The following is a 26962-nucleotide window of genomic DNA, read 5'->3' as shown; positions in this document are numbered from 1 at the left end:
CGTCCCGTGCCGCTCCTGAGAGGAGAACCGCCATGGTGTCGTCACTCCCGATCTCCCTGCCCGAACTGGAACGGGAACCCGGCAAGCCTCCGCTGCTGCGGGCCGGGGCCGCCGACAGCGCGGCGCACTGGGCGGCCGAGCGGCGGGACGCGCTGCGCGCCGTCGTCGCCGAGCACGGTGCTGTCCTGGTCCGCGGCCTGGGGATGAGCGACCCGGCACAGGTCGGCGCCGTCCTTCAGGGCCTGGATGTCGCTCCGCTGAACGAGCGGGAGGCCTTTGCCGCCCGGCAGACCTACTCCGAGGGCGTCTACTCCTCGTCGAAGTGGCCACCGAGCCAGCCCATGTGCATGCATCACGAGCTGAGTTACACCCTGGAGTTCCCCGGGCTGATGCTGTTCGCCTGCCTGAGCGCCCCCACCTCCGGCGGGACCACCGCGGTGGCCGACTCGGCGGCCGTGCTGGACGCGTTGCCCCCGGCCCTGACCGAGCGGTTCGAGCGGGAGGGCTGGCTGCTGACCCGCAGCTACCACCCCGAGATCGGGGCCACGCTGGACCAGGCGTTCGGCACCGAGGACCGGGACGCCGTGGAGCGCTACTGCCGCGCCCACGCCATCGAGTTCACCTGGCAGCCCGACGGCGGTCTGCGCACCCGACAACGCCGCAGTGCCGTGGTGCGCCATCCGGTCAGCGGCCGCCGCTGCTGGTTCAACCAGATCGCGTTCCTCAACGCCTGGACGATGGCTCCCGAAGTGCGGGACTACCTGATCGACGAGTACGGCCCCGACGGGCTGCCGTTCAACACCCACTACGGAAACGGCGACCCCCTCACCGAGGACGTCGTGCAGCTGCTCAACGAGGTCTACGAGGCCCATACCGCCCGCCGGCCGTGGGAGGCCGGAGACCTTCTGCTCGTCGACAACGTCCGTACCGCGCACAGCAGGGAGCCCTTCGAAGGGCCGAGGGACGTGGTCGTGGCCCTGGCCGACCCGGTGCGCCTGGCCGACTGCTCGCCGACCGTGGAGGTGACTCTCCCATGACCACCGTCCGCCCCACCCCGTCCCGGCCCGCGCCCCCCGAGCCGTCCCCCACACCGTCCTTCGCGGTGATCTCCGGCGCCCAGGTGCACCGGGCTCTCCAGGGACGCGAAAAGGAGCTCGTGGAGGTCATCGAGGCCACCTACCGGCTGCACGGTGCAGGCGAGTCGGTGAACCCGCCCTCGTCCTTCCTGCGCTTCCCCGACCGCCCGTCCTCCCGGATCATCGCGCTGCCCGCCTCCGTCGGCGGGGAGACGCGGGTGGACGGCATGAAGTGGATCTCCAGCTTCCCGCCGAACGTGGCCGCCGGAATCCCGCGGGCCTCGGCCGTACTGATCCTCAACGACTATGACACCGGCTACCCGTTCGCCTGCCTGGAGAGCTCCATCATCAGCGCGACCAGGACCGCCGCGTCAGCGGCGTCGGCAGCCGAGAGGCTCAGCCACGGGCGCCCCCGCCCGACCCGCGTCGGATTCTTCGGAGCGGGCCTGATCGCCCGGTACATCCACACGTTCCTGGAAGGGACCGGCTGGTCGTTCGACGAGATCGGCGTGCACGACCTGTCCGCCGAGAGCGCGGCCGGCTTCCGCCTGTACCTGGAGCAGTGCCGTACCGCCGGGCGGGTCACCGTGCACCACAGCGCGGAGGAGCTGATCCGCTCCAGCGACCTGGTGGTCTTCGCCACCGTCGCCCCCGCACCGCATGTCCACGAGGTCTCCTGGTTCGGTCACCACCCGGTGGTGGTGCATGTGTCGCTGCGTGACCTCGCCCCGCAGGTCCTGCTGGCGTCGACCAACATCGTCGACGACATCGAGCACTGCCTGAGAGCCGGCACCTCCACCCATCTGACCGAACAGCTCACCGGCAACCGGGAGTTCCTGCACGGCACGCTGGACGAGGTGATGGCCGGCCGGGTCGCGGTGCCGGCGGACCGGACCGCCGTCTTCTCCCCGTTCGGCCTCGGGGTGCTCGATCTCGCGGTCGGCAAGTACGTCTACGACGAGGTGGTCCGCTCCGGCGAACTGCAGGTCGTCGACGGCTTCTTCCATGAACTGCGCCGGTACGGATGAGCAGCCGCGACCTCGGCCGTCCAGGGCAAGGAGGCTTATGCACCACGCACGCCCGGAGAGATCAGCAGCCGGACCGCCGCAGAGCGGCGCACCCCGCCGCGGAGCTGTTACGGCGCCCCGTCCGGCTCGGTCCGACACCCGGCCCCGCCCACAGGAACGAAGCCCGCCGCCATGGTCGGACGGACCTTCCGACGGTGCTCTGCCGCAGATGAGGAGACCATCGTGCCAGTCATATCCGCGCCCTACGCGTTCAACGAGGAGGAGCTCTATGTCGACCTCCGGTCGATCTTCGGGCACTCCCTCTTCCTCAAGTGCGAGGGCTTCAACTTCGCCGGCTCGATCAAGCTGAAGGCCGCGACCGAGATGGTGGAGTCCGCCGAACGGGCCGGAGACCTGGGCCCGGAGACGACCCTGGTCGAGTCCTCGTCCGGGAACCTCGGCGTGGCGCTCAGCATGATCGCGGCGAGCAAGGGCTACCGCTTCCTGTGCGTGACGGACTCCCGCTGCAACCTGGCGACCAGACTGATGATGGAGGCTCTGGGCAGCCAGGTGCACGTGGTCGCCGACCAGGAGTCCAACGGCGGCTTCCTCGGCGCCCGGCTCGCCTACATCCGCAGCCTGTGTGCCTCCGACGAACGGTGTCTGTGGCTCAGTCAGTACACCAACCCGAGCAACTGGCAGGCGCACTACCGCAGGACCGCACCGGCCATCGCCCGCGCCTTCCCGCGGCTGGACCTGCTGTTCGTCGGGGCCGGCACCACCGGCACCCTCATGGGCTGTGCCCGCTATTTCCGGGAGTGGAACCGACCGGTACGGATCATCGCCGTGGACAGTGTCGGCTCGGTGACCTTCGGCGGTACTCCCGGGCACCGGATGATTCCCGGCCTGGGCATGAGCGTCCAGCCGCCGCTGCTCGACGAGTCCTATGTGGACGACGTCGTACAGGTCGAGGAGGCCGACACCATCCGCGCCTGCCACCGGCTGGCCAAACGCGGCTTCGTGTTCGGCGGCTCGACCGGCACCGTGGTCAGCGGCGCGACCGACTGGCTGACCCGGCACGAGGAGCGGGAGCGCACGGCGGTGGCCATCGCCCCGGACCTCGGCGAGCGCTACCTCGACACCGTCTACCACGACAACTGGGTGCAGGATCTGTACGGCGAGGACGTGCTCGCTCCCGATCCCCCGCTCGACGCCGACGTCGCCCCGCTCGGCCCCACCCCGCCGGAGCCGCAGCCGCGCCGACGGCGCCACGATGCCTGAGGCCACGATGCCCGGGGCCGCCCCGGCCCCACGGAACCCCCGGGCCGGCCGCCCCGCGTACGGCGGGGAGGCCGGCCGGCGTCAGGCCGTGGGCGGTGGCGCTGTCCCCCTGTCAGTCCTCACCGACGGCGACGACGACCACGGCATGGCCGCCGCCGATGCCGACCACGGCCGCGTCAAAGGTGGCCTCGGTGACCGGCATCCAGGAGACGTTGCCGTCCCGGCCCTCCCGATACGCGGCGCAGCCATTGGCACGCCACTGGGCGTCCGGGCCGAGCAGCTCTGCCAGCCCGTCCGCCAGGGCGTCGGCCACGGGGCGCATCGGACCGTCCCCGAGGTCCCAGTAGACGAGGTGGCGAATGAGCGTGGCGGCGAGCCAGGGCGACACCTCGGACGGCGGGATCCGCCTGCGCAGGGCGGACTCCATCTCCTTCGGCCCCCGTGGGCCGCCATGCCGGTGCTTGCACTGTCCACAGTGCGGCGCGAGCAGGCCGGTGGGCTTCAGGACATCCCAGCACAACTGCCCGTGGTCCCGGCCGTCGTCCGGCCCGAGATGGACGATCCGGTCCGCATACTCCCCCCACTCGGACAGCCACATGCCGAGATCCGCATCCGCCCCCAGGTCGTACGCCGGCGGTTTCTCGAACGACAGGTTCATGGCTTCCTCCCCCTTGTCCGGCGCTCGTGTTCGTGCCGAGCGCCAACGGGGCCCGACTGTAACTGAGGCCGCGGCTCAGCCGCCCTTACCCTCCAGGCAGTCCGTGACCCACTGGTGGAAGGCCCCGATGTGGTGCTCGCTGGGGACCAGTACCCCGCCGTCGCGGTAGGCGCGGGAGCTCATGGCCGGCTGGGTGCGCTCGCAGGCGTCGAAGTCCTGGGCGTTGACCCGGTGGAAGAGTTCGACGGACTTGGAGACATCGGCGCCGGAGTCGACGATCTCGGGCAGGTACAGCCAGTCGCATTCGACGACGGTGCGGTCGGGGGCCATCGGGAACATCCGGTGGACGATGACATGGTCCGGGACGAGGTTGACGAAGACCTGCGGACGGACGGTGATCGCGTAGTAGCGGCGGTCCTGGGTGTCCTCGATACCGGGGAGCCGGCCGAAGCCCTCGGTGCCGTCCACGGTGAATCCGGTGGCCTCGTCGGCGAACGCCGCACCGTGCCCGACGTAGTACTGGGCGGCGAAGCCGTCGGCGAACTCCGGGAGCACATCGGTGAGTTCGGGGTGGATGGTGGCGCAGTGGTAGCACTCCATGAAGTTCTCGATGATGAGCTTCCAGTTGGCGCGCACGTCGTAGGTGAGGCGCTTGCCGAGGGCGAGCCCTTCGGTGCGGTAGCGGTCGAGGGAGGCGGCGTCACCCAGCCGCTCGACGGCCGCGCCGATCACGGTGTCCTCGAACGACGGCGGCTCGTCGGCCAGGCACACCCAGGCATAGCCGAGCCACTCACGGAGCGGCACGGTGACCAGACCGCGTTCGGTGCGGTCGAGGTCCGGCATCTTCTGCAGGTTGGGGGCGGCCACCAGGCGGCCGTCGAGGTCGTAGGTCCAGGCGTGGTAGGGGCACTGGAGGTTGCGGCGGACCTCACCGGACTCCTCGGTGCACAGCTGCGCGCCGCGGTGCCGGCAGATGTTGAGGAAGGCGCGCAGCTCACCGGCGCGGTTGCGGGTGATCAGTACGCTCTCCCGGCCGATCCGGACGGTGCGGAAGGCGCCGGGCTTCTCCAGGTCGGCGCCGCGTACCGCGCAGAACCACATCCGCTCGAAGATCTTCTCCTGCTCCTGGCGGAAGATCTCGGCGTCGGTGTAGTGGTGGCCGGCGAGGGTGGCGATCAGGCTCGTGGCGGCAACAGTCGCGGGTGTGGTGGGTGCGGTCGGCGTGGACTCGGTGGGCGTGGTCGTCATGGAGGCTCTCCTCAAGCGGCCGCGGCGGCGGGCCGGCGGGGGTCGAACAGCTCGATGGGGTGCGCGGTGGCGCCGGTCAGCGCGAGATCGGCGACGATCTCGCCGACCACCGGGACGAACTTGAAGCCGTGTCCGGAGAAGCCGCAGGCGACGGTCACCGTCTCCGGGTGCGCGGGGTGCCGGGTGATCACGAAGTGTTCATCGGGGGTGTTGGAGTACATGCAGGTGGCGGCCTTGAGGAAGCGGCCGGGGAGGGCGGGGATGCGCGGGGCGAGCTGGTCGGCCATGGCGCGCACCTCGTGGTCGTGCACGGTGCGCTCGATGGTCTCCGGGGTGCAGACGGTGCCCTTGCGGAAGAACGCGACCTTGGCGCCGCCGTCGGGTCCGTCGATCGACGGGAAGCCGTAGATCTGGACGCCCCGGTCGTCCTCCCAGATGTAGATCGGGTGCCGGTCGGGGACGAAGGGCGCGGTGCCGCCGTCCGGGGCGAACCAGTACATGACCTGTCGCTCGATGGTGAACGGCACACCCAGGTCGGTGAGCAGCTGGGGCGCCCAGGCCCCGGGGCAGATCACCAACTGGCCTGCGGTATAGGTGTTTTCGGGGGTGTGGACGCGGACCCCGGCACCGCCGGGCAGCTCCTCCCAGCGGGTGACCGGCTCCTCGAAGTGCAGCTCGGCGCCGTCCTGGCCGGCGAGCTGGAGATGTGCGGCGACGGTGTGCTCCGGCCGGACCAGACCCGCCCGTGCCTCGTACAGCGCGACCTCGTCCGCGGCGGGGGTGAGGGTCGGGAAGCGGCGGCGGATCTCCTCGGGTTCGAGCATCTCGTGCGGGAGGTCCCACTGGCGGGCGGATTCCAGACTGCCGCGGACGGTACGGCTGTCGGGGCGGCCGAGCATCACCCCGCCGCAGAGGGTGGCGATCTCCCGGCCGGTGTCCCGCTCCAGCTTCTCGTAGAGCTCGTAGGAGCGCAGCAGCAGCGGTACGTAGGCGGGGTCCTCGAAGTAGGACTGGCGGGTGATGCGGGAACCGCCGTGGCTGGAGCCGCGGTGGTGCACCGGGCCGAACTTCTCCAGGCCCAGGACCCGGGCGCCCCGGGCGGCGAGGTGGTGGGCGGCGGCGCTGCCCATGCCGCCGAGGCCGAGAACGATGACGTCGTAGGTGGGAGCCATGCGGTTGCTCCTTCTGCGTACGGAGGCGGGCGGATCACCGGTGGACCACGGACGGGCTGCCCTGGTGCGAGGACCAGTCAGGCCCTACCTGCGGATGCGCTCCATCTGCGGGTCGAAGAGGGGCTCTTGGGCGACGGTGGCGGGGATCTTCTCACCGAAGTACTCGATGTGTACGGGGGTGCCGGGGGCCGCCGCGGTGGCCGGCAGCCAGGCGTAGGCGATCCCGCGGCCGAGGGTGTAACCGTAGGCGGCGGAGGTGACATAGCCGGCCGGGGCGCCGTCCACGAAGACCGGTTCCTTGCCGAGCACGACGGCCGCGGGGTCGTCGAGGGTGAGGCAGGTGAGCCTGCGGGAGACGGTCTCCTCGGTCATGCCCTCCAGCGCCGCCCTGCCGAGGAAGTCGCCCTTGGCGGGGCGGACCGCGAAGCCGACCCCGGCCTCGTAGGGGTTGTGCTCGGTGGTCATGTCATGGCCCCAGGAGCGGTACCCCTTCTCCAGGCGGAGGCTGTTGAAGGCGCTGCGCCCGGCGGCGATCACCCCGTGCTCCTGCCCCGCCTCCCAGAGCGTGTCCCACAGCCGCAGCCCCATGTCGGCGGTGGTGTACAGCTCCCAGCCGAGCTCGCCGACGTAGCTGAGGCGCATGGCGGTGACCGGGACATGGCCGAGATAGGTCTGCCGGGCCCGGAAGTAGCCGAAGGCCTGGTGCGAGAAGTCGTCGCGGGTCAGGGGCTGGACCAGGTCGCGGGCGAGCGGGCCCCAGACGCCGATGCAGCAGGTGCCGGAGGTGATGTCACGGACCTGGACTCCCTCGTCGGGGGCGTGCCGCAGCAGCCAGTCGAGGTCGGATCCGCTGTTGGCGCCGATCTGGAAGCGGTCGGGGGCGAGCCGGGCGACGGTGAGGTCGGAGCGGATGCCGCCGGTCTCGTCCAGGAGCAGGGTGTAGGTGACCGCGCCCGGCTTCTTCGCGAGGTTGTTGCTGGTCATGCGCTGGAGGAAGGCGAGGGCGCCGGGGCCGGTGACCTCCAGCCTGCGCAGCGGGGTCATGTCGTAGAGGGCGACCTTTTCGCGGGTGGCCCTGGCTTCGGCGGCGGCGATCGGCGACCAGTAGCGGGCCGACCAGGCGTCGCGCTCGGGGAGCCGGAGCCCTTCGGTGAGCGGGGCGTTGGCCTCGTACCAGTGCGGGCGCTCCCAGCCGCCGCCCTCCAGGAAGTACGCGCCGAGCTCCTGCTGCCGTGGGTAGAAGGGGCTGGTGCGCAGCGGCCGCGGCGCTTCCATGGGCTGCAGCGGATGGATGACGTCATAGACCTCGATGAAGCTCTGGGCGCCGCGGTCGGCGACATAGGCGGGCGAGCGCTGGGCGTCCTCGAAGCGGTAGAGGTCGCACTCATGGATGTCGGTGGCCGGCCGTCCGTCGGTCATCCACTCGGCGACGGCCTTGGCGACGCCCGCGGAGTGGGTGACCCAGACCGCCTCGGCGAGCCAGAATCCGCGCAGTTCACGGGATTCGCCGAGGACCGGCATACCGTCGGGGGTGAAGGAGAAGACCCCGTTGAAGCCCTCGGCCACCTTGGACGAGCCCAGCGCGGGCAGCAGTCCGACGCTGTCCTGCCAGCTCGGCGCGAAGTCGTCCTCGGTGAAGGGCAGGGAGGACGGCATCACGGGAGCGTCGTCGAAGGCGGCGACGGTGAAGGGGTCGACGGGCATCGGACGGTGGGCGTAGGAGCCGATGCCGATCCGGTCGGTGTGTTCGCGGAAGTAGAGGTCGCGATCCTGGAAGCGCAGGATCGGCTTGCTCGCCTCTGTCCGTGGGTCGTTGACACCGGCCAGTTCGGGCAGCGGTTCCGTGGTGGCGTATTGGTGCGCCAGCGGCAGGAGCGGTACGTCCACCCCGGCCATCGCGCCGATCACCGGGCCCCAGAAGCCGGCGGCCGAGACGACATGGTCGGCGGGGAAGGTGCCCCGGTCGGTGGTGACGCCGGTGACCCGGCCGTCCTCCCGCTCGATCCCGGTGACGGTGTGCCGCTCCAGGAAGCGGGCGCCGCGGCTCTCGACCCGTGCGATCTGGGCGCGGCAGGCGAGCACGGCGCGGGCCAGGCCGTCATCGGGGGTGTGGAAACCGCCGTACAGCGCGGCCTCGTCGAGCATCGGCCACAGCTCCTTGCACTGCTGCGGGGAGAGCAGTTCACCGCGGACGCCCCAGGAGGCGGCGAGTCCGGCCTTGCGGTGCAGATCGGCCCAGCGGGCCTCGGTGGTGGCGATCTCCAGACCGCCGACCGGGTTGAAGCAGGGCAGTCCGTCCACGTCGAGGGAGCGGAACTTCTGGACGGTGTAGGCGGCGAACTCGGTCATGGTCTTGGACGGGCCGGTCTGGAAGACCAGGCCGGGGGCGTGCGAGGTGGAGCCGCCGGGGGCCGGCAGCGGGCCCTGTTCGAGGACGGTGACCTCGGTCCAGCCGCGGGCGGTCAGCTCATCGGCGAGGGAGCAGCCGACGATGCCGGCACCGATGACAACCACACGGGAACTGTGGGCGGGCGTACGGGACATGTCCCTCCTCCTGCTGGTCGGGGTGGTCAACCGAGGGTGGGTGTAACGCCGTTACAGGACCACGACGGAGCGCAGTACCCGGCCGTCGCGCATCTTGTCGAACGCGGACTCCACCTCGTCCAGGGCGATCGTCTCGGTGACGAATCCGCCGAGGTCGAGCCGTCCGCTGAGGTAGCGGTCGATCAGGACGGGGAAATCCCGGCTGGGCAGGCAGTCGCCGTACCAGGAGGACTTCAGGGCGCCGCCGCGCGAGAAGAGGTCGATGAGCGGCAGTTCGATGCGCATGTCCGGGTCGGGGACACCGACCTGGACCAGGGTGCCGGCCAGATCGCGCATGGAGAAGGCCTGCCGGTAGGTCTCGGGGCGGCCCACCGCGTCGATCACCACATCCGCGCCATGGCCGCCGGTCAGTCCCCGGACCGCCTCGACGGGGTCCGTACCACGGGAGTTGACGGTGTGGGTGGCGCCGAAGCGGGTGGCGCCGTCCAGCTTCCGGTCGTCGATGTCGACCGCGATGACCCGGCGCGCGCCGGCGATCGAGGCACCGGCGATCGCCGCGTTGCCGACCCCGCCGCAGCCGATGACGGCGACGGTGTCCCCGCTGCCCACCCCGCCGGTGTGCACGGCCGCGCCGTACCCCGCCATCACCCCGCAGCCGATGAGGCCGGCCGCTTCGGGACGGGCGCTGGGGTCGACCTTGACCGCCTGTCCGGCCGCGACCAGGGTCTTCTCGGCGAAGGCCCCGATGCCGAGCGCGGGGGCGAGCGGGGTACCGTCCAGCAGGGTCATCGGCTGGCCTGCGTTGCGGGAGTCGAAGCAGTACCAGGGCCGGCCGCGGCGACAGGACCGGCAGCTGCCGCAGGGCGCCCGCCAGGCGAGGACGACGTAGTCGCCCGGGGCGAGATCGGTGACGCCGGGGCCGACGGACTCGACGACGCCCGCCGCCTCATGGCCGAGCAGGAAGGGGAATTCCTCGCTGATCGCACCGTCCCGGTAGTGCAGGTCGGTGTGGCAGACCCCGCAGGCCTGCACGGCGACGAGCACTTCTCCCGGGCCGGGGTCCGGCACCACAATCGTCCGCAGCTCGACCGGTGCGCCTCGTTTCGCCGCGACGACGGCATGGACCTCGTGTGGCATGCCCTACCCCTCACTGTTGCGCACTGCACGACTGGTTGCGCGATGAGAGACATCGTGGAGACGCCGGATCGGCACCGTCAAGAGGTACGGGCCAGCTCTTGGTAAAGGACTCATGACGCACCCGGACACGGGGGCGGGGCCGGAACATCCGCTCCGGCCCCGCCCCGTGCCCGCACCCGTCACCGGGTCAACAGGCGTACCCCATCCGCCGCGACAGCTCCTCGGCTGCGGCAACGGTGCCCTTGACGACCTCGGGCAGCCGCTCCTCGGCCAGCCGGTAGGCGGGCACCGACACACTGATCGCCCCGATCACCGCGCCGTCGTGCGCCCGCACCGGCGCCGCGACCGCACGCAGCCCGAGCTCCAGCTCCTCGAACGCCACCGCGTAACCGCGCTCGACCACTTCGGCGAGCTCCCGGCGCAGCGCGGCGGCCGAGGTGACCGTCCGCTCGGTGAGCCGCGGCAACTTCCGTGCCAGCACGGCCTCCTGGACCGGTGCGGGCTGGAACGCGAGCAGCGCCTTACCGCTGGAGGTGGCGTGCAGCGGTGTGCGCCGGCCGAGCCAGTTCTGCGCGGTGACCGACGCCGGGCCGCGCGCCTGCATGATGTTGACCGCGGCATCGCTCTCCAGCACCGCGATGTTGACCGTCTCCCCCATCTCCTCGGCCAGCTCCCGGCAGACCACCGCGCCTTCCTGCGAGATGTCCAGCCGTACGGCCGCCGCACCGGCCAGCCGCAGCACCCCGGCGCCGAGGTAGTACTTGCCGCGCTCCTGCTCCTGCCCGACCAGCCCGCGGTTCTCCAGCACGCCCAGCAGCCGGAACGCGGTCGACTTGTGCACGCCCAGCTCATCGGCGACTTCGGTCACCCCGGCCTCGCCGTGCCGGGCCAGGATCTCCAGAACCGTCACGGCCCGGTCCACCGACTGCACACTGCCCGGCTGCTTCGGCGGCTTGTCCTCCGCCTGCCCCTCCACGATGTCCGTCATCTGTTGGATCTCACCACCTGGCACCCTGACCGAGGCCCGGGATTCGAAGGATCGGCATTTCCGGGGATCGCTTGACGCATCCGCTCCCCATCTGGATTCTGTTGCGCATAGCGCTTCATCGTGCGCACCGCGAAACTCGATGATACCGAACAGTAACAGGAGGACCCGTGATTCCTGTCTGCCATCTCGCCGATCTGCCCGCAGGCGAGTCCGTACGCATCGACACCGCACCTCCGATCGCCGTCTTCCACGCCGACGGGCAGCTGTACGCCATCGACGACACCTGCACCCACCAGGACGCCTCGCTCGCGGACGGCTGGCTGGAAGGGTGTCTGGTCGAATGCCCGCTGCACGCCGCTTCATTCGATCTCCGCACCGGAGCGCCGACCTGCCTGCCCGCCCGCCGGGCCGTGCGCACCCACCCCGTGACCGTCGAGGACGGCATGATCTACGTCCACCACCACGCCGCCGAGGAGGGCACCGCCGCATGAAGTCGGTCGCTGTCATCGGGGCCTCGCTGGCGGGCCTGTACGCCGCACGGGCCCTGCGCGCCCAAGGATTCGACGGCCGACTGGTGATCGTCGGGGAGGAACACCACCGCCCCTACGACCGGCCGCCGCTGTCCAAGGACTTCCTCACCGGCGCCACCGCTGACCAGGGTCAACTGGCCCTGGCCGACGCCGAGGAGATCGCCGAACTGGACGCCGAATGGCTGCTCGGCACCCGGGCCACCGGGCTCGACCTCCACGGGCGCACAGTGCTCCTCGACGGCGGCCGGTCTCTGGCCACCGACGGTGTGGTCCTCGCCACCGGCGCCACCCCGCGCCGCCTCCCCGGCCCGGCACCCACCGGAACCCACACCCTGCGCACCCTTGAGGACGCCCAGGCGCTCCGCGCGGAGCTGACCCGGGGCCCGGTCCGGGTCGTGGTGATCGGCGGGGGCTTCATCGGCGCCGAGGTCGCCTCGTCCTGCGCCCGCCTCGGCCATGACGTCACCGTGGTCGAGGCCGCCCCGCTCCCCCTCGTCCCCCAACTCGGCGACACCATGGCCGGGATCTGCTCCGCCCTCCACGCGGACCACGGTGTCACCCTGCTCACCGGAACCGGTGTCGCCCGCCTGCACGACGGCGGCGCGGGGAACCGCGTCACCGGGGTCGAGCTGGCCGACGGCCGGCTGCTCCCCGCCGAGGTGGTCGTCATCGGCATCGGGGTCCGCCCCAACACCGCCTGGCTGGAGGGCTCCGGACTCCCGCTCGACGACGGGGTGTGCTGCGACGCGGGCGGGGTCACCCCGCAGCCCCACATCGTGGCGGTCGGCGATGTCGCCAGGGTGGACGGCATCCGCGCCGAGCACTGGACCAGCGCCACCGAACAGGCCGCCGTCGCCGCACAGAACCTGCTCGCCGGCGGCACCGTCGCCACCCACCGGAGCCTGCCGTACTTCTGGTCCGACCAGTACGGCGTGCGCATCCAGTTCGCCGGCCGGCGACTGCCCACCGACACCCCGCGCATCGTCGAGGGCTCGCCCGACGACCGCAGCTTCCTCGCCTGCTACGAACGCGACGGGCGCACCACCGCCGTCCTGGCCCTCAACCGCCCCCGCCCCTTCATGCGCCTCCGCCGCGAACTCGCCCGCGCCACCCAGCCGGTCACCACCTGACCTCCCTACAGGAAGGCGCAACAGCGGGAACGGGAGCCGGATGACGCCTGCGGAGTGGCGCCTGCGGAGTGACGAATGTGGCGCAGCAGACAGTGAGAAGCGGATGACGGCGCCGCTGTGCTGTGTTCGGAACAGCGGAACGTCTGCCGGCCGGCGGCGTTCCGCGACCGCGTTCTCTTCCTAGGAGACCCACACGTGACTCCCAGCGCCTCCGCCACCCGAGCGGCCCAGACACTCTCCCGTCCCTTCACCCTGGGCGGCCTCACCGTGCCGAACCGGATAGCCATGGCGCCGATGACCCGCGAGTTCTCGCCGGGCGGTGTCCCGGGCGCCGATGTCGCGGACTATTACGCGCGCCGCGCCGCCGGCGGCGTCGGCCTGATCATCACGGAGGGGACCTACGTCCAGCACGCCGCCGCCGGAACCAGCGGCGCCGTCCCCCGCTTCCACGGTGAGGACGCGCTCGACGGCTGGGGGCGGGTCGTGGCGGCGGTCCATGCGGCGGGCGGGACGATCATGCCGCAGCTGTGGCACGTCGGCATGGCCCGCCAGGCGGGCGCTCCGCCGTTCCCCGACGCCCCGCCGTCCGGCCCGTCCGGGATCGCCCTCGACGGCACACCCTCCGGGCACGCCATGACCCAGCGGGATCTCGACGATGTCATCGCGGCCTTCGCCGAGGCGGCGGCCACGGCCGAGCGGCTCGGCTTCGACGGCGTCGAACTGCACGGTGCGCACGGCTACTTGATCGACCAGTTCCTGTGGTCGGGCACCAACCGGCGTACCGACGCCTACGGCGGCAGCCCCACCGCCCGTACACGCTTCGCCGCCGAGATCGTGGCGGCCTGCCGGGAAGCGGTCTCCCCGGACTTCCCGGTCCTCTTCAGGATGTCCCAGTGGAAGATGAACAACTACCAGGCCCGCCTGGCCGATTCACCGGAGGAGCTCCAGGCGGTCGTGGCGCCGCTGACCGAGGCCGGCGTCACCGCGTTCCACTGCTCGACGCGCCGCTACTGGCTTCCCGAGTACGAGGACTCGGACCTCAACCTCGCGGGATGGGTCAAGAAGCTCTCCGGCCGGCCGACCATCACCGTGGGCTCCGTCGGACTCGACAACGAGTTCATCGGGACGTTCAAGGGCGAACAGGCGGGCGTCGCCGGCATCGACCGGCTGCTGGACAGGCTGGAGCGGGACGAGTTCGACCTCGTCGCCATCGGGCGGGCCCTGCTCGGCGACCCGGAGTGGGCCGCCAAGATCTTCGAGGGCCGCACCGACGCCCTCGTACCGTTCGACGCCTCGATGCTGCGGACGCTGAGCTGACACCGGACGCACCGGGCGCGGCCGTTCCGCTCCGCGCCCGGCGCCCGCACCGCTCCGCCGGGCGGCTCAGCTCTCCGCACCGTCGCGTGGCTCGATGCGGTAGGTGAACGCGGCGCCTCCGGGGTCGATGGCCGTCGCCCCACCGTCGACAGTGAGGACCGCGCCGTTGACGAAGGAAGCGGCGGGTGAGAGCAGCCAGCTGATCGCCTCCGCGACCTCCTGCGGCTGCCCGGCGCGGCCCACGGGGAGCAGCCGGGTGGCCTCCTCGTACGCGGCATCCACCCCGCCGTCCGCCAGCCCGGCCTCCTCGGCGAAGCGCGCCATCCGCCGGTCGGCCATCTCCGTACGCACCCAGCTGGGGCAGACGACATTGGCGCGCAGCCCGTCCCGCCCGTAGTCGACGGCGAGGGAGCGGCACAGCTGGAGCAGCGCCGCCTTGGAGGTCGCATAGGCAGCATTGCCGTCGCCGTTGCGCAGAGCCGAGACGGAGGCGACGGCGACCACCGCACCCCGTGCGGCCAACAGGTGGGGAAGGGCGGCGCGTTGGAGCAGGAACGGGCCGGTGACATTGGTGGTCATGACGGCCTCCCAGTCCTCGACGGACAGGTCGCCGACGGCACCGCTGCGGGCGATACCGGCGTTGAGCACCAGTCCGTCGAGCCTTCCGTAGGCGGATACGGCCGTCTCGACGAGGCCTTGCACCGCCTCGGGATCCGCGGCGTCCGAAGGATGGGCCAGCGCCCCGGTCTCCTCGGCCAGGCGGTGCAGCGGTTCGGGCCGGCGGCCGGAGATCACCACCTGGTGCCCGGCCGCCCGCAGCAGCCGGGCGGTGGCGGCGCCGATCCCCGTACCGCCGCCCGTCACAATGACAACTCGCTGTTCCGCCATGGTCGTTCCAGCCTCCGAGGATGGTCGCCTACCGACCTCGTGATCATACGGACGGCCCTCGCGAGCCGGGCGAACATTTCCGGCCCCTTACCGCATCCCGGCGGCCGGCGGTCAGACCGCGTTCAGCTGGGCGGCCGCGGCGTCCACGGTCTGGGTGAGCAGGGTGGCGATGGTCATGGGGCCGACGCCGCCGGGGACCGGGGTGATCAGGGCGGCGCGGGTGCGTGCCGAGTCGAAGTCCACATCGCCGACGTTGCCCGGGTTGGAGCCGGCGTCTATCACGACGGCCCCGGGCTTGAGGTGCTCACCGCGCAGGAACCGGGGCCGGCCGACGGCCGCGATCAGGACATCGGCCTCCTTGGTGAGCGACGCCAGGTCGGTGGTGCGGGAGTGGCAGTAGGTGACGGTGGCGTTGCGGCCGAGCAGCAGCATCCCCACCGGCTTGCCGAGGATCGCGCTGCGGCCGACCACGACGGCGTGCTTGCCGGCCAGGTCGACGTCATAGTGGTCCAGCAGCCGGAGGATGCCGCCGGGCGTGCAGGAGGCGAAGCCGTCCAGGCCGAAACTCATCGCGGCGAAGGAGTGGCAGGTGACGCCGTCGACGTCCTTCTCGGGGGCGATCGCCTCGAACGCGGCCCGCTCGTCGATGTGCGGGCCGACCGGGTGCTGCAGCAGGATGCCGTGCACGGTGGGGTCGTTCGACAGCGCCGTGATCGTGTCGACCAGCTCCGCGGTCGTGGTGGCGGCGGGCAGCGCGACATGCCGGGAGAGAATTCCGGCCTTGGCGCACCGGTTGCGCTTCATGCGTACATACGTCACCGAGGCGGGGTCCTCGCCGACGAGAACGGTCGCCAGACACGGGGCCGTGCCGGTCCGTTCGGTGAGGTCGGCCGCGCGCCGGGCGGCCTGTTCGACCATGCTGCGGGCCAGTGCGCTGCCGTCCATGAGGCGGGCTTCCGGGGACATGGGCTGCTCCTGAGCGTCGTGTGGGATCGCCCAGGCGCGCGGCACGGACCGTGGATGGCCGAGCCGCTCCCCGGTGGTACTCCACCCAAGCGCCAGTCACGGCTCGGCGCCCACTGTAATCGACGTCTGATCGTCCGCCCAGGGGCGGCATCGGCCCCAGCCCCGGCTGCGGCGGCTACGGCAGGCGACGCCCTTCGACGGCCCGGATACCTCCGGCGCACGACGGCGCAGGCTCGTCACCCCCCTCCCTGACCGGGTGCGGAGAGAGGTGGTTGAGGGGCGGCGGTGGCCTCCCATTGGCTGAGGATGCCGTCCCAGTCGTGCTGGGCAGCGGTGATGGCGTTGGCATCCCAGGTGGGCTGGGTGGGCTGCTGATACTGCTGGTGTTCCTCGTACACCCGGTATTCCTGGTACTCCTGCGGGTCCGGGTAGTTCTGACACGGCTGCTGCTTCCAGGGCTCATGCTCGTAGTGCTCCCGTGGGGGCTGCTGTGGTCGCTCGCGCCAGGCCAGGTGGGGGGTCTCGGGCTGTGGGGAGGGCGGGGGACTGACCATCCGGCGGTGCCGGCCCGTGCGGTCCGACGCCGGAGGCTGGACCGGGCGGCTCTCGGCGGACAGCTGTTGTGCGCGGGCCACCAGCAGCCGGACGTCGAGACCGAGTTCGGTGGCCAGGGCGGTGAGGTCAACTCCGTTGTGCCAGCTGCTCATCAGGACGGCGTCCAGCTCCGGTGCCCAGGCCGGCTCGGAGGGGGGCTGGGGCACGGCGACCGGGACCGCCTGTGGTGGGGCCGAGGGGCCCGGAGGGTGCACGGCGGCCCCTGGGGCGGCGGCCGTCTGCGCGGGCTGCGGTGCGGGGGCCTGCTGCGCGGGCTGCTGCGGTGCGGGGGGTTGCTCGCACGCGGGCTGTGCGAGCAGGCTCTTGGCGACCGCGCGGGCGTCTTCCTTGCCCACCGTGCGCCGGGCCAGCCGCACTTCGCGTTCGTCCAGGCCGAGCAGCTCCGCCACCACCGCGTCACTGCCCACGGTCACGGCGAAGGCGGCCAGGGTCCGCGAACGGCGGGCCTCGGCCTCGTCGAGGAGTCCCTGCGTCCGGCGGACCTCGTCATCGCTGCTGCAAAACGCTTGTGCGAGTACCGCGTGGCGCTCCCACAACTCCCTCGGTTCCATGACTGCGACAACGTTCCTTCGTCCGGATTGGACCGCTTCCCGGCTATAGATCACTGCATAAGGTGATATTCGATGGAGACCCGTCCCTGCCTGCCTGGCGGAAGTACGGACGGCTGCAAAAATACGCAGTGACCCCAGCGTCGAAGAATCGTTTCTACGGCCATGAGCGTCCCCTCTTCCGGCACCGTCGCAGGTCACGGACAGACGTCCCTCCCCCGCCCCGGGCAGATGCCGCGGTGGATCACCGCGGAGGTCATCAGGCAGACACCGGTGTACGCCGGGCTGGTGAAGCAGTGGACCGAGCGTGCCGCCACGGTGCCCGGGGTCGCCGATCCCGAGTGGCAGCGCCTGGTCTCCTACCGTGCGCTGATGGAGGAGACCGAGAGCGCCCTCACGGCCCTCCGGCCCCATCGCGCGCCCGACGTACTGCCGCCGAGAAAGCCGTCGGTCCCCTCGGCCCGGCCCGCCCGTCTGGACGCCGGAACCGGCTCCGCCGCGGCTGCCGGGCCGGCGGCGCAGGCGGCACCCCGGCCGGAGTACCGTTGAGTTGTCGAGGATTTCCCGCTGTCCGGCGACTGCGCCGGCAGCGGCTTTGACCAGCGACGGAGCCCGGGTGAGCGCAACGGATGACACGGACTTCAGCCCGATCGGGGTGATCGGGCGGGTGACCGTCTCGATCCCGACCGACGGCCCGGGTGAGGTGCTGCTGCCCGTACGCGGCGGCACCGAAGCCTTCGCCGCCTGGTCCCGCGAGCCCATCGCCCGGCACACGCAGGTCATCGTGGTGGAGCACACCTCGGCGCGGTCGGTGATCGTCGCGCCGCTGCCCGCGTGACCCGGCGGTCCCGCAGACCGTGCCCGCCGACCACGTGAGCACTCCCCTTTCCCGCGGCCGTCCCCGCGCCCCGGCCGAGGCCGGTCGCACCGGACCAGGAGCCTTCCGATGTTGTTCTGGCATGTTCCGGCGCCGAATGAGGCGCTGTTGATCTCCGGCTCGAAGCGCCGGGCCGGGGACGCCCAATTCCGTATCGTCACCGGCCATGGCTGCTGGGTCCTGCCCGTCAAACAGAAGGCGTCCGTGCTGTCGCTGTCGCTGCGGGAGGCGGAGATCTCCGAGGACTGCGTCACCCAGCAGGGCATCCGGCTCGGCGTCCGGGCGGTTGCCGTCTTCAAGGTCGGGGACGACCAGACGTCCATCGCCAACGCCGCGCGCCGGTTCCTCTCCGAGCAGGCCACCATGGAGGAGCTGGTGGGGCGGATCTTCGCCGGTCATCTGCGCTCGATCGTCGGCGGACTGACCGTCGAGCAGATCATCCGGGAGCGGGACCGGGTCGCCCAGGAGGTCAAGGAGGGCAGCCACTCCGAGATGGAGAAGCTCGGCATCGTCGTCGACGCCCTGCAGATCCAGGAGATCGCCGACACCTCCGGCTACATCACCAACCTCGCCGCCCCGCACGCCGCCGCGGTCGCCAGCGCGGCCCGGATCGCGCAGGCCAAGGCCGACCAGGAGGCGACCGAACGGGAGCAGCAGGCGGCGGCGCTGAAGGCCGAGTACGAACGGGACACCGCGATCAAGCGGGCCGGGTTCCTCGCCGAGACCGAGCAGTACAACGCCCGTGCCGCACAGGCCGGCCCGCTGTCGCAGGCCAGGGCCTCGCAGGAGGTCATCGAGGAGCAGACCGCGCTGGCCCAGCGGCAGGCCTCGCTCGCCGCCCAGCGGCTGGAGGGCGAGGTTCGCCGCCCCGCGGACGCCGAGGCCTACCGGCTGCGCACCCTGGCGGAGGCCCAGCGTGACCAGGTCCGGTACGAGGCGGACGCCCGCGCCTACACCGAGCGGACCGTCGCCCAGGCGCGCGCCGACGCCAACACGGCCCTCGCGGGCTCGCTGCGGGACGGCAACCAGGAGCTGATCGCCGCCAACCGCACCGTCGAGAACCTCCCCGCCCTCACCGAGGCCGCGGCCGAGGGCCTCGCCGGCGCCCGGCTGACCGTCCTCAACGGCACCGACGGGATGAACGAGATCGTCTCCGGCATCGTCGGCCAGGGGCTGGCCATTCTCGACAGCCTGAAGAAGGGGGCCGGCACGCCCGGCGCCACTCCCCCGCTGGCCGACGGCGCGGGATCACTGCCACGGAAGGTGACGAAGCTGAAGCAGGACGGCGCCGGGTCCGGTGCGTCCTGACCGGACATCCGTACGGGACCGGAACGGCGCGCCGGGCCGTGGCCGCCGGTCACACGTCGAGGACGGCGAGGTCGAGTCGCCGGAGACGGGCGGGGTCGGCGATCACTTCGTAGGCGGAGATCCTTTCGCCCTCGACGGTGACGGTGAGGGCGAGTAGCAGCCGGCCACGCGGGGCCACGACGATCCCCACGGTCCCGTTCACCAGCGCCGGCGCCGCGAAGCGTGCCTTCCGCCCGAAGACCAGGGTCCCCGCGGCCACCGAGTGCGCACCGCGGAGCTCCGTCGGCGCGCCCGGGGGCAGGGCAGCGGGGTCGGCCCGGCGCACGACGTCGGGGGCCAGCACCGCGAGCAGCGCGTCGAGGTCACCGTCGCGCGAGGCGGCGAGGAAGGCGTCGACGGCCTTGCGCTGCCGGGCGAGATCGGCGGCGGGAACGGCGGGGGTGCCCTGGACCTTGTGACGTGCGCGGCTGGCGAGCTTCTTCGTGGTCACCGGCGAACGTTCCACGAGGGGAGCGATCCGGTCGAACGGCACGGCGAACATGTCGTGCAGGACGAAGGCGATCCGCTCGGCGGGAGCCAGGGTGTCCAGCACCACCAGCAGGGCCCGGCCGACCGAGTCGATCAGCAGCGCTTCGGGTTCCGGGCCGGTCCCGTCCTCGGCGTCCCGGGCCGGGTCGGGCGGTTGCTGTCCGGCCGGTTCCTCCCGTCGTGCGGTGCGGGAGCGCAGGATGTCGAGGCAGAGCCGCGACACGACCGTCGTCAGCCAGCCGGGCAGGTTCTCGACGGTTCCGCTGTCGATACGGCTGAGCCGTAGCCAGGCTTCCTGCACGGCGTCGTCCGCATCGCTGAGGGAGCCCAGCATCCGGTAGGCGACCGCGCGCAAATGGCCGCGCTGTGCCTCGAACCGTTCCGCCAGCCGGTCCTGCTCGTCCATCGGTCACCTTTCCTCGTCCCGCTCCGTCACCTTGATGACGCGCACCACCGGGCCGAGGTGACCGGCGCCCGCGGTCCGGCCCGGATTCCGGGCCCGGCCACCGCCCCGGCCCGTTGACCAGGAGGAACACACCATGAGCAGTACCCTGCCGACCACCGCCGACCAGCCGCTGCTGCGGCGCGCGGACCTCGGCGGCCTCTCCTTGCCCAACCGTGTGGTGATGGCCCCGCTCACCCGGGGCCGCGCGGCCAACGCCGCGCTCGTACCGACGGAGTTGCACGCCGCCTACTACGGCCAGCGGGCCACCGCCGGACTGATCATTACCGAGGGGACCTGGGTCAGCGAACGGGCGGTCGGCTTCGTCCATGTCCCCGGCATCTACCGCGAGGACCAGATCGCCGGGTGGCGGCGGGTCACCGATGTCGTGCACGCCCTCGGCGGCCGCATCGTGCTGCAGCTCTGGCACACCGGCGCCGCCTCGCACCCCGACCACCTGGGAGGAGAGCTGCCCGGCGGGCCGTCGGCGGTCAACCCCCGTACGAGGTCCTTCACCGCCGGCGGGTTCAAGGAGACGGTCACTCCCCGGGAGATGACCACCGCCGACATCGCGGCCACGGTCGCCGACTTCCGTGCCGCCGCGGAGAACGCCCGGCGCGCGGGGTTCGACGGGGTCGAGATCGGTGCCCTCGGCGCGTTTCTGATCGCGCAGTTCCTCAACCCACGGCTGAACCGCCGCACCGATGCCTACGGCGGTGACCGTACGGGCCGGCGGCGTCTGCTGCTGGACATCGTCGACGCGGTCGCCGAGCCGTGGCACGGCCGGTGCGTCGGCGTCCGCCTGGCGCCCTACTGGAACGAGGGGGAGCATTTCCGGGCCGACGAGGAGACGCTCGCCGACCACGACGCACTGGTGACGGAGCTCAACGACCGTCCAGTCGCCTACCTGCACCTGCGGGGCCGGGACCGCACCACGGCGGACGAGGCCCCCGACCTCGCGGCGCTCGCACGCTACCGGCGGCGGTTCGACGGCCCCCTGATCGCGAACAACGGCTTCGACCGTGAGTCGGGGAACGCCGTCCTCGACGCCGGGATCGCCGACGCCGTGTCCTTCGGCACGCACTTCATCGCCAACCCCGACCTCGTCACCCGGTTCGCCCTGCGGCAGGAGCCGGCCGTCGGTGACCCGGCCACGTACTACACCGGCGGGGCCGGGGGCTATGTCGACTACGCCTTGTCGGGGAGTGGCGCAGGGGCCGCGGACGCGCTCGTCCCCGGGGTATGACCGGGACTTGGGCGGATCACCGCCGGCACGGGCCACCGGACACACAAAGGTGCCCGGCGGCCCGTGCGGGCCCCGGTCAGGTCATGGCCGCTGCCGGCGCACGGCCGGCCCGGATCACTTGGCGGGTTCCGTGGGCGTACCGCGCCAACGGGTCAGGACGAAGTGCGCGATGACGCCGAAGAGCAGCCCCCAGAAGGCGGATCCGATGCCGAAGAGGGTGACACCGGAGGCGGTGGCGAGGAAGGTGATCAGGGCCGCCTCGCGGTCCTTCTCCTCCTTGACCGCCCCCGTCAGCCCGCCGGCCAGCGCACCGAGCAGGGCGACTCCGGCGACCGCCGCCACCAGTTCCTTGGGCAGGCCCGCGAAGAGCACCACCAGCGTGGAGCCGAAGGCCCCGATGAGGAGGTAGAACGCTCCGCAGGAGACTCCGGCCACATAGCGCCGCTTCGGGTCGCGGTGCGACTCGGGGCCGGTGCAGATGGCGGCGGTGATCGCCGCGAGGTTGATGGCATGGGAGCCGAACGGTGCCAGCGCCGTGGAGACCAGCCCCGTGGAACCGATCAGCAGGCGGTCCTTGGGCTCGTAGCCGGACGCGGTGAGCACGGCCATACCCGGTGCGTTCTGTGAGGCGAGCGTCGCCAGGATCATCGGCACCGCGATGCCGATGAGGGAGGCGAGCGAGAATTCCGGGGTCGTCAGCACCGGCTTGGCCAGCTCGATCCGGTCCAGATGGATGTCCAGCCGGGAGCTGACGGCACTGGCCGCGACACCCGCCGCCAGGGCGACCAATACGGCGTACCGGGGCAGCCACCGCTTCGCCAGGAGGTAGGCGACCAGCACGGAACCGGCAATGAGGGGTGCGGTCTTGAGCGAGGTGAACACGCCGGTGCCGAAGGAGAAGAGGATGCCGGCGAGCATCGCGGAGACCACGGCGGTGGGCACCTGCCGCATCAGCCATCCGAACACTCCGGTCAGACCGACCAGGGTGATCACCAAACCGGTGACGATGAACGCCCCGATGGCCTCCGCGTAGGAGTACGCCCCCAGGCTGGTGACCAGCAGGGCAGCGCCCGGTGTCGACCATGCGGTGATCACCGGCATCTTCGTACGCAGGCTCAGCCCGATACAGGTGAGCCCGCTGCCGATGGAGATGGCCCATACCCATGAGCTGGTCTGTGCGGTGTTCAGATGCCCGGCGGACGCCGCCGCCAGCACGATGACGAGCGGGCCCGAGTAGGACACGACGACGGCGACGAAGCCCGCCAGTACCGCGGACAGCGAGGCGTCACGGAACAGGCCGGGCCGGGTCCCCGGCTCCGGGGGCCCCTCCGCCGCGTGCGCCGGCTCCGGTGGGGCGGAACCCGGCGGTGCGGCGTCGGGGTGGGGGGTGGGTGTCTTGGAACTCAACGGTCTTCCTTCACGGCCTTTTCCAGGGCCTGTTCGAGGTCGGCGACGAGGTCTGCGGGGCTCTCCAGACCTATGGACAGCCGCAGCATGTCCTTCGGCGAGGTACTACCCGGCCCTTCGAAGGTGTAGCGGTGTTCGATCAGACTCTCCACCCCGCCCAACGAGGTGGCACGGATGAAGAGTTCGCAGTGGTTGGCGGTCCGCAGGGACTGCTGCCACTCGCCGTCGACGTGCAGGGAGAGCATGCCGCTGAAGCCCCCCGTCATCTGCCGGGCGGCGACGGCGTGTCCCGGGTCGGTGGCGAGACCCGGGTAGGCCACCCGCCGGATCCGGGGGTGCTCCGCGAAGTGCTCGGCCACGGCCATCGCGGTCTCCGAGATCTGGCGCATCCGGGGGTAGAGCGTCCGTATGCCCCGCATCAGGAGGTAGGTCTCCATCGGGCCGAGTATCGGGCCGGTCAGCCGGCGGTGCAGCTGCAGCCGCTCCCAGATCGCGTCCCGGGCCTCGCTGCTGCCCGGCGCCTTGACGAGCAGTCCGGCCACCACATCGGTGTGGCCGTTGAGGTACTTGGTGCCCGAATGCATGATCAGGTCCGCGCCGAGTGCGAACGGCTTGGAGTGCACCGGGGTGGGGACGGTGTTGTCGACGCCGAACAGGGCACCGGCCCGGTGCGCGATCTCGGCGCAGGCGGCGATGTCGGTCACCGTCCAGGTCGGGTTCGCCGGGGACTCCGCCCACACCAGTGCGGTCGGGGCGGCGGTCACGGCGGCCGCCACCGCGTCCAGGTCGTTCATGGGTGCCTGGACGACCTCCAGGCCGCGCTGCGGGCCGAATTCCAGCAGCCACTTGGTGAGCCCGAAGTACATGGTCTGCGGGACCACGACCCGCGCACCGGCCGGCAGCACCTGGAAGACGGAGGTGGCGGCGGCCATACCGGACGAGAAGACCAGCGCGTCCGAGCCGCCCTCCAGGCCCGCCACCACCTTCTCGACCTGCTCGTACCCCGGTGTCCCCTGATCGCGCAGATAGGCCAGTCCGGCCGGCGCCCGGTACTCGTTGTCGCGCGCGAAGGTCGCGCCCAGCCCGATCGGGGGCGGCACGGCGCCGGTGGTCGGGCAGCGCCAGCCGTCGCCCTGCGCGGCGCGCGTCTCGGGCCGGTACTCCTGCGTCCAGGGGGTGAAGGTCTCGCTGTTGTTCATCGCTTCCTCGTCATCAGTTCCGGCAGAGCGGTGCTCAGGGCACGTTCGGCGTCCAGCAGCGCACGGGAGGGCGCGCCGGGTGAGGGCACATAGTGGTTGTAGTAGCTGGACCCCTCGGTGTGCGGCCCGAGGAAGAACAGGCGCGGCTGCGGGGTGCCCGTACGGTCGATCCCCTGGCCCTGCCGGGTGACGTCCAGCCCGTGCACCGTCCCTCCGCGGTGCGCGAGGGTGCGGACGCGGCCCGCGGCGACGAGCGTGCCGAGCAGTGTCCCGGGTGCCCGGTCCGCGCCGGGCTCGGTCACATGCGCCTGCACCACGTGGTCGACCTCGATCCGCAACGGCTCGGCCAGGCAGGTGGATTCCAGTCGCCAGGGTCCCTGTCCGGCCGGTGCGACGATCTTCGGCTGCGGGCCGGGGCCGAGCCGGACGATCCCCGCGTCGATCAGCGAGAGCAGCTCGGCCGACCGGTCCAGCTGCGGGCCGATCACCTGCCGGTTCACCGTCGAGGCGAACTCCCCGAAGAAGGCGGCCAGCGACGCGTCGTCGACTCCCGGCGGGTCGATGACCGCGCGCAGGACATCGCGGTGGTCGCGCAGGACCTCCAGGGCCTCCTTGAGCGGGCTCACCCCGAGGCCTTCGCGGGCCTCGGCCAGGTCGGCGGCGACCTCCGCGGTGAACCAGTCGCGGTAGGCGGAGTGCTCCGTCCACTGCCGGTCCGCGAGGCCGGCGGACAGGATCCCGGGCACCGGGCTGGTGCCGAACCGGGCGCGCAGCTCGTCGAGCAGGGTCTTGTGGCCGGCCCGGGCGCAGCGCCTGGCCATCTCCAGCCCGGCGTCCGTGGTGTCGCCCATCTCCCGGCCCAACAAGACGCGGTAGTAGGCGAGTTCCATCTCGGCCTCGACGAGCGGCAGCACCTCGGCGGCGAAGTCGATCCGCCGGTCAGCCCGCCGCGTACGGATCTCGTCGAGGTGCTCCGTGGTCAGTGCCAGCGGGGCGAAGCGCATCCGTCCCGGGTGGAGGCGCGGCCGGCTGCGCGAGGGCATCCCGGAGCGGTTGGTCAGCACGATCAACGGCTCCTGCCCGCTGGGCAGATAGCGCATCCCGTGCTCGACCGTCGTGTGCGCTCCCCCGCGTCCGAGGGTCAGTGTGGCGATGACGTCCATGGCCGTCAGCCCCATGCCGAGGACGGCCACCCGTTCGCCCGGTCCGATGCTGTCGAGCGCCTCGGGCAACGGATAGGGGCGGGTGACGAGTCGGGGGTCGGGAGCGGGTGCCGCGGGCCGGTAGAGCGAGTGGTGCCCGACGGTGACGAAGACGGCGTCGGCGTCGATCCGGGTGCCGTCGGCGAGGACGACCGTTTCGGTGTCCGGCGTTCCGGGGTGGATGTCGACGGCCGTCGTACGATGCCGCACCAGTGTGAGGTTCTCGGGCGCCGCGTCGGTGATCTCCCCCGCCGCCCAGGTGAGGTACTCACTCAGCAGCCTGCGGGGCAGGAAGTCGTTCGGCTGGATCTCCCGTCCCGCGCCCGGGCGCACGGTGTAGCCGTCGTCCGCCAGCCGCAGGTCCCGGCGCCGGCACCATTCGTGCAGCGAGGGGCCGGATATCGGTACGGGGCCGTCCACCATGTGCGGGTCGGCGAAGGCCGTGAGCTGTGCGCAGACGGTGTTGAGCAGCAGATGGTCGGGCTGGGCGGGCAGATGGAATCCGGCGCCGAAGGGCTGCGGGTCGATGAGGTGGACGGTGAGCGGGGCCGGCTGCGTCAGACAGTGCGCGACCAGCCGCTCGAAGACGCCCAGCCCCCGCGATCCGGCGCCCACTATCGCGACGGAGACGGGTCTGTGATTCACCACCGGCGCGTCTCCCCGAAGAAGTTGGGCACCTCGATGGTGCTGCCGTCCTTGCGTGCCTCGCCGAGGACGAACGCCCCTACCGCGAGGTCCAGCACGCCCAGCCCGAACGGCGAGAAGATCACCGGCCGGTCCGGGGAGGGCGTCACCTCCCCGTTCAGTACTCCGGCGAGGGTTCCGGTCACGAACTCGCGGGAGCCGGACAGCTGCTCGGCCAGGTGGGGTGACGTCTGCGCCTTCAGGCAGTGCTCGACGTCGTCGAGGATGTTGTCCGCCCCGAGGACCACCTCGGGGGCCAGGTCACGCAGGGAGATGTTGAGAACCAGCTGACCGGGCTTGAACGGGGTGCTGACGTAGGGCTCCAGAGCCGTCGTGGCGAAGACGACGGTGTCGGTCCCCAGCGCGGCGTCGAGGTCGGCGGTGAAGGTGGCCGGACGGTTCTGTGTGGTGCGCACATGCTCGGCCAGGGCCTGTCCGGAGGCCTCGTCGAGATCGTGGACGAGGTAGGCGTCCGGGGCGCAGCCCGCGACATTCAGGTAGTCGCAGATGTTGCGGGCGATGACGCCGCCGCCCACGACGGCGATGCGGGTCCCCGCGAAGCCGTCCGGTCGGAGGGCGGTCGCCGCGACGGCCGCGGAGGCGGCGGTGCGCGCCGCGCTGATGTTGGCGGCTTCGAGGCAGGCGATCGGGTACCCGGTCTCGTAGTCGTTCAGGAGCAGGACGGCCGACGCGCGCGGGGCCCCGCGGCGGGTGTTGCCCGGGAAGCTCGCGATCCACTTGATACCGGCGAGCTGGACATCGGCGCCCAGGAAGGCCGGCAGCGCGATGATCCGGGAATCCGGCTTCTCCGGAAAGCGGAGAAAGTAACTGTCCGGGTTGACGGAGTCTCCGGACTCATGTGCCCGATAGGCATCGCTGACAATGCCGAGCACGTCTCCACGCTTTTCGCGAAGAACTTGACGAACCGTTTCTCCGGCCACTATCTCAAAATTGAACATCAAGC

24 protein-coding genes and 1 riboswitch are annotated in these 26962 nt (G+C 71.6%); of the genes, 10 read left to right on the top strand and 14 right to left on the bottom strand.

Annotated features, from left to right (window positions below; translation table 11 throughout):
- The first annotated feature begins 32 nt into the window (after positions 1-32).
- From STRNI_RS41725 to sbnA, 3 genes are all read left to right on the top strand, one after another.
- Positions 33-1037, top strand: coding sequence for a TauD/TfdA family dioxygenase (locus STRNI_RS41725; protein WP_381844782.1), 1005 nt, complete (start codon positions 33-35; stop codon positions 1035-1037).
- The gene (gene sbnB / locus STRNI_RS36820) at positions 1034-2104 is read left to right on the top strand and encodes a 2,3-diaminopropionate biosynthesis protein SbnB (RefSeq protein WP_277412782.1); all 1071 of its coding nucleotides are present in this window, start codon (positions 1034-1036) and stop codon (positions 2102-2104) included. Before STRNI_RS41725 ends, sbnB (STRNI_RS36820) begins: the two co-directional genes overlap by 4 nt.
- Before the next feature lie 222 nt (positions 2105-2326).
- Entirely contained in the window at positions 2327-3364 is a 1038-nt protein-coding gene (sbnA, locus tag STRNI_RS36815) for a 2,3-diaminopropionate biosynthesis protein SbnA (protein ID WP_148590315.1), read from the top strand.
- Between the two features lie 112 nt (positions 3365-3476).
- Here sbnA and STRNI_RS36810 read toward each other — a convergent pair whose 3' ends face one another.
- The 6 genes from STRNI_RS36810 to STRNI_RS36785 form a co-directional block, all read right to left on the bottom strand.
- Positions 3477-4022, bottom strand: a complete 546-nt coding sequence (locus STRNI_RS36810; protein ID WP_159491074.1) for a hypothetical protein — start codon at positions 4020-4022, stop codon at positions 3477-3479.
- A 75-nt stretch (positions 4023-4097) separates the two neighbouring features.
- Positions 4098-5270, bottom strand: a complete 1173-nt coding sequence (locus STRNI_RS36805; RefSeq protein ID WP_277412781.1) for an aromatic ring-hydroxylating oxygenase subunit alpha — start codon at positions 5268-5270, stop codon at positions 4098-4100.
- A gap of 11 nt (positions 5271-5281) precedes the next feature.
- The gene (gene solA / locus STRNI_RS36800; RefSeq protein ID WP_127149435.1) at positions 5282-6442 is read right to left on the bottom strand and encodes an N-methyl-L-tryptophan oxidase; all 1161 of its coding nucleotides are present in this window, start codon (positions 6440-6442) and stop codon (positions 5282-5284) included.
- An 84-nt stretch (positions 6443-6526) separates the two neighbouring features.
- Positions 6527-8986, bottom strand: coding sequence for a GcvT family protein (locus STRNI_RS36795; protein WP_277412780.1), 2460 nt, complete (start codon positions 8984-8986; stop codon positions 6527-6529).
- A 51-nt stretch (positions 8987-9037) separates the two neighbouring features.
- Positions 9038-10123 carry an S-(hydroxymethyl)mycothiol dehydrogenase gene (locus tag STRNI_RS36790; protein ID WP_277412779.1) on the bottom strand — a complete coding sequence of 362 codons (1086 nt, stop codon included), beginning with the start codon at positions 10121-10123 and terminating at the stop codon, positions 9038-9040.
- A 187-nt stretch (positions 10124-10310) separates the two neighbouring features.
- Positions 10311-11111: an IclR family transcriptional regulator gene (locus STRNI_RS36785; protein ID WP_174857592.1), complete on the bottom strand. Its 801-nt coding sequence runs from the start codon at positions 11109-11111 to the stop codon at positions 10311-10313.
- Between the two features lie 167 nt (positions 11112-11278).
- Between STRNI_RS36785 and STRNI_RS36780 the strand changes: the two genes are divergently transcribed.
- The 3 genes from STRNI_RS36780 (at position 11279) to STRNI_RS36770 (ending at position 14088) form a co-directional block, all read left to right on the top strand.
- Positions 11279-11602 carry a bifunctional 3-phenylpropionate/cinnamic acid dioxygenase ferredoxin subunit gene (locus tag STRNI_RS36780; protein WP_093638408.1) on the top strand — a complete coding sequence of 108 codons (324 nt, stop codon included), beginning with the start codon at positions 11279-11281 and terminating at the stop codon, positions 11600-11602.
- On the top strand, positions 11599-12771 hold the full coding sequence (locus tag STRNI_RS36775) for an NAD(P)/FAD-dependent oxidoreductase (RefSeq protein ID WP_159491066.1): 1173 nt from the start codon (positions 11599-11601) through the stop codon (positions 12769-12771). Before STRNI_RS36780 ends, STRNI_RS36775 begins: the two co-directional genes overlap by 4 nt.
- Before the next feature lie 195 nt (positions 12772-12966).
- A complete protein-coding gene (locus STRNI_RS36770; protein WP_277412778.1) occupies positions 12967-14088 on the top strand; it encodes an NADH:flavin oxidoreductase in 1122 nt (373 codons plus the stop codon).
- A 66-nt stretch (positions 14089-14154) separates the two neighbouring features.
- Here the strand turns inward: STRNI_RS36770 and STRNI_RS36765 are convergent, their stop codons facing one another.
- From STRNI_RS36765 to STRNI_RS36755, 3 genes are all read right to left on the bottom strand, one after another.
- The gene (locus STRNI_RS36765) at positions 14155-14976 is read right to left on the bottom strand and encodes an SDR family NAD(P)-dependent oxidoreductase (RefSeq protein ID WP_274733573.1); all 822 of its coding nucleotides are present in this window, start codon (positions 14974-14976) and stop codon (positions 14155-14157) included.
- A 111-nt stretch (positions 14977-15087) separates the two neighbouring features.
- Positions 15088-15942, bottom strand: coding sequence for a bifunctional 5,10-methylenetetrahydrofolate dehydrogenase/5,10-methenyltetrahydrofolate cyclohydrolase (locus STRNI_RS36760; RefSeq protein WP_277412777.1), 855 nt, complete (start codon positions 15940-15942; stop codon positions 15088-15090).
- A gap of 21 nt (positions 15943-15963) precedes the next feature.
- Positions 15964-16052, bottom strand: a riboswitch (ZMP/ZTP riboswitch).
- Positions 16053-16178: 126 nt separating this feature from the next.
- On the bottom strand, positions 16179-17108 hold the full coding sequence (locus STRNI_RS36755) for a hypothetical protein (protein ID WP_277412776.1): 930 nt from the start codon (positions 17106-17108) through the stop codon (positions 16179-16181).
- Between the two features lie 162 nt (positions 17109-17270).
- On the opposite strand from STRNI_RS36755, the gene STRNI_RS36750 reads away from it, so the two are divergent.
- The 3 genes from STRNI_RS36750 (at position 17271) to STRNI_RS36740 (ending at position 19290) form a co-directional block, all read left to right on the top strand.
- Positions 17271-17654, top strand: a complete 384-nt coding sequence (locus tag STRNI_RS36750) for a hypothetical protein (protein WP_229838372.1) — start codon at positions 17271-17273, stop codon at positions 17652-17654.
- Positions 17655-17721: 67 nt separating this feature from the next.
- Positions 17722-17943, top strand: coding sequence for a hypothetical protein (locus STRNI_RS36745; protein WP_086721449.1), 222 nt, complete (start codon positions 17722-17724; stop codon positions 17941-17943).
- A gap of 108 nt (positions 17944-18051) precedes the next feature.
- Complete coding sequence (locus STRNI_RS36740; RefSeq protein ID WP_148589617.1) at positions 18052-19290, top strand: SPFH domain-containing protein; 1239 nt, start codon at positions 18052-18054, stop codon at positions 19288-19290.
- A gap of 49 nt (positions 19291-19339) precedes the next feature.
- Here the strand turns inward: STRNI_RS36740 and STRNI_RS36735 are convergent, their stop codons facing one another.
- On the bottom strand, positions 19340-20224 hold the full coding sequence (locus STRNI_RS36735) for a sigma-70 family RNA polymerase sigma factor (protein ID WP_277412775.1): 885 nt from the start codon (positions 20222-20224) through the stop codon (positions 19340-19342).
- Between the two features lie 133 nt (positions 20225-20357).
- Here STRNI_RS36735 and STRNI_RS36730 point away from each other — a divergent pair, with 133 nt between their 5' ends.
- Entirely contained in the window at positions 20358-21506 is a 1149-nt protein-coding gene (locus STRNI_RS36730; protein WP_277412774.1) for an alkene reductase, read from the top strand.
- 114 nt (positions 21507-21620) lie between these two features.
- Here the strand turns inward: STRNI_RS36730 and STRNI_RS36725 are convergent, their stop codons facing one another.
- The 4 genes from STRNI_RS36725 to sbnB (STRNI_RS36710) are packed head-to-tail and all read right to left on the bottom strand — an operon-like array spanning position 21621 to position 26957.
- Entirely contained in the window at positions 21621-22913 is a 1293-nt protein-coding gene (locus tag STRNI_RS36725; RefSeq protein WP_274733586.1) for a benzoate/H(+) symporter BenE family transporter, read from the bottom strand.
- Positions 22910-24112 carry a trans-sulfuration enzyme family protein gene (locus tag STRNI_RS36720; protein WP_093640210.1) on the bottom strand — a complete coding sequence of 401 codons (1203 nt, stop codon included), beginning with the start codon at positions 24110-24112 and terminating at the stop codon, positions 22910-22912. The genes STRNI_RS36725 and STRNI_RS36720 overlap by 4 nt, the downstream gene beginning before the upstream one ends.
- Positions 24109-25959 carry an FAD/NAD(P)-binding protein gene (locus tag STRNI_RS36715; protein WP_229838371.1) on the bottom strand — a complete coding sequence of 617 codons (1851 nt, stop codon included), beginning with the start codon at positions 25957-25959 and terminating at the stop codon, positions 24109-24111. The genes STRNI_RS36720 and STRNI_RS36715 overlap by 4 nt, the downstream gene beginning before the upstream one ends.
- Entirely contained in the window at positions 25956-26957 is a 1002-nt protein-coding gene (gene sbnB, locus STRNI_RS36710; protein ID WP_277412773.1) for a 2,3-diaminopropionate biosynthesis protein SbnB, read from the bottom strand. Before sbnB (STRNI_RS36710) ends, STRNI_RS36715 begins: the two co-directional genes overlap by 4 nt.
- Between the last annotated feature and the right edge of the window lie 5 nt (positions 26958-26962).

This window comes from Streptomyces nigrescens, assembly GCF_027626975.1.
Lineage (GTDB): Bacteria > Actinomycetota > Actinomycetes > Streptomycetales > Streptomycetaceae > Streptomyces > Streptomyces nigrescens.
Note: the sequence above shows the minus strand (reverse complement) of the source record. Positions and strands in the feature narration are given on the sequence as shown.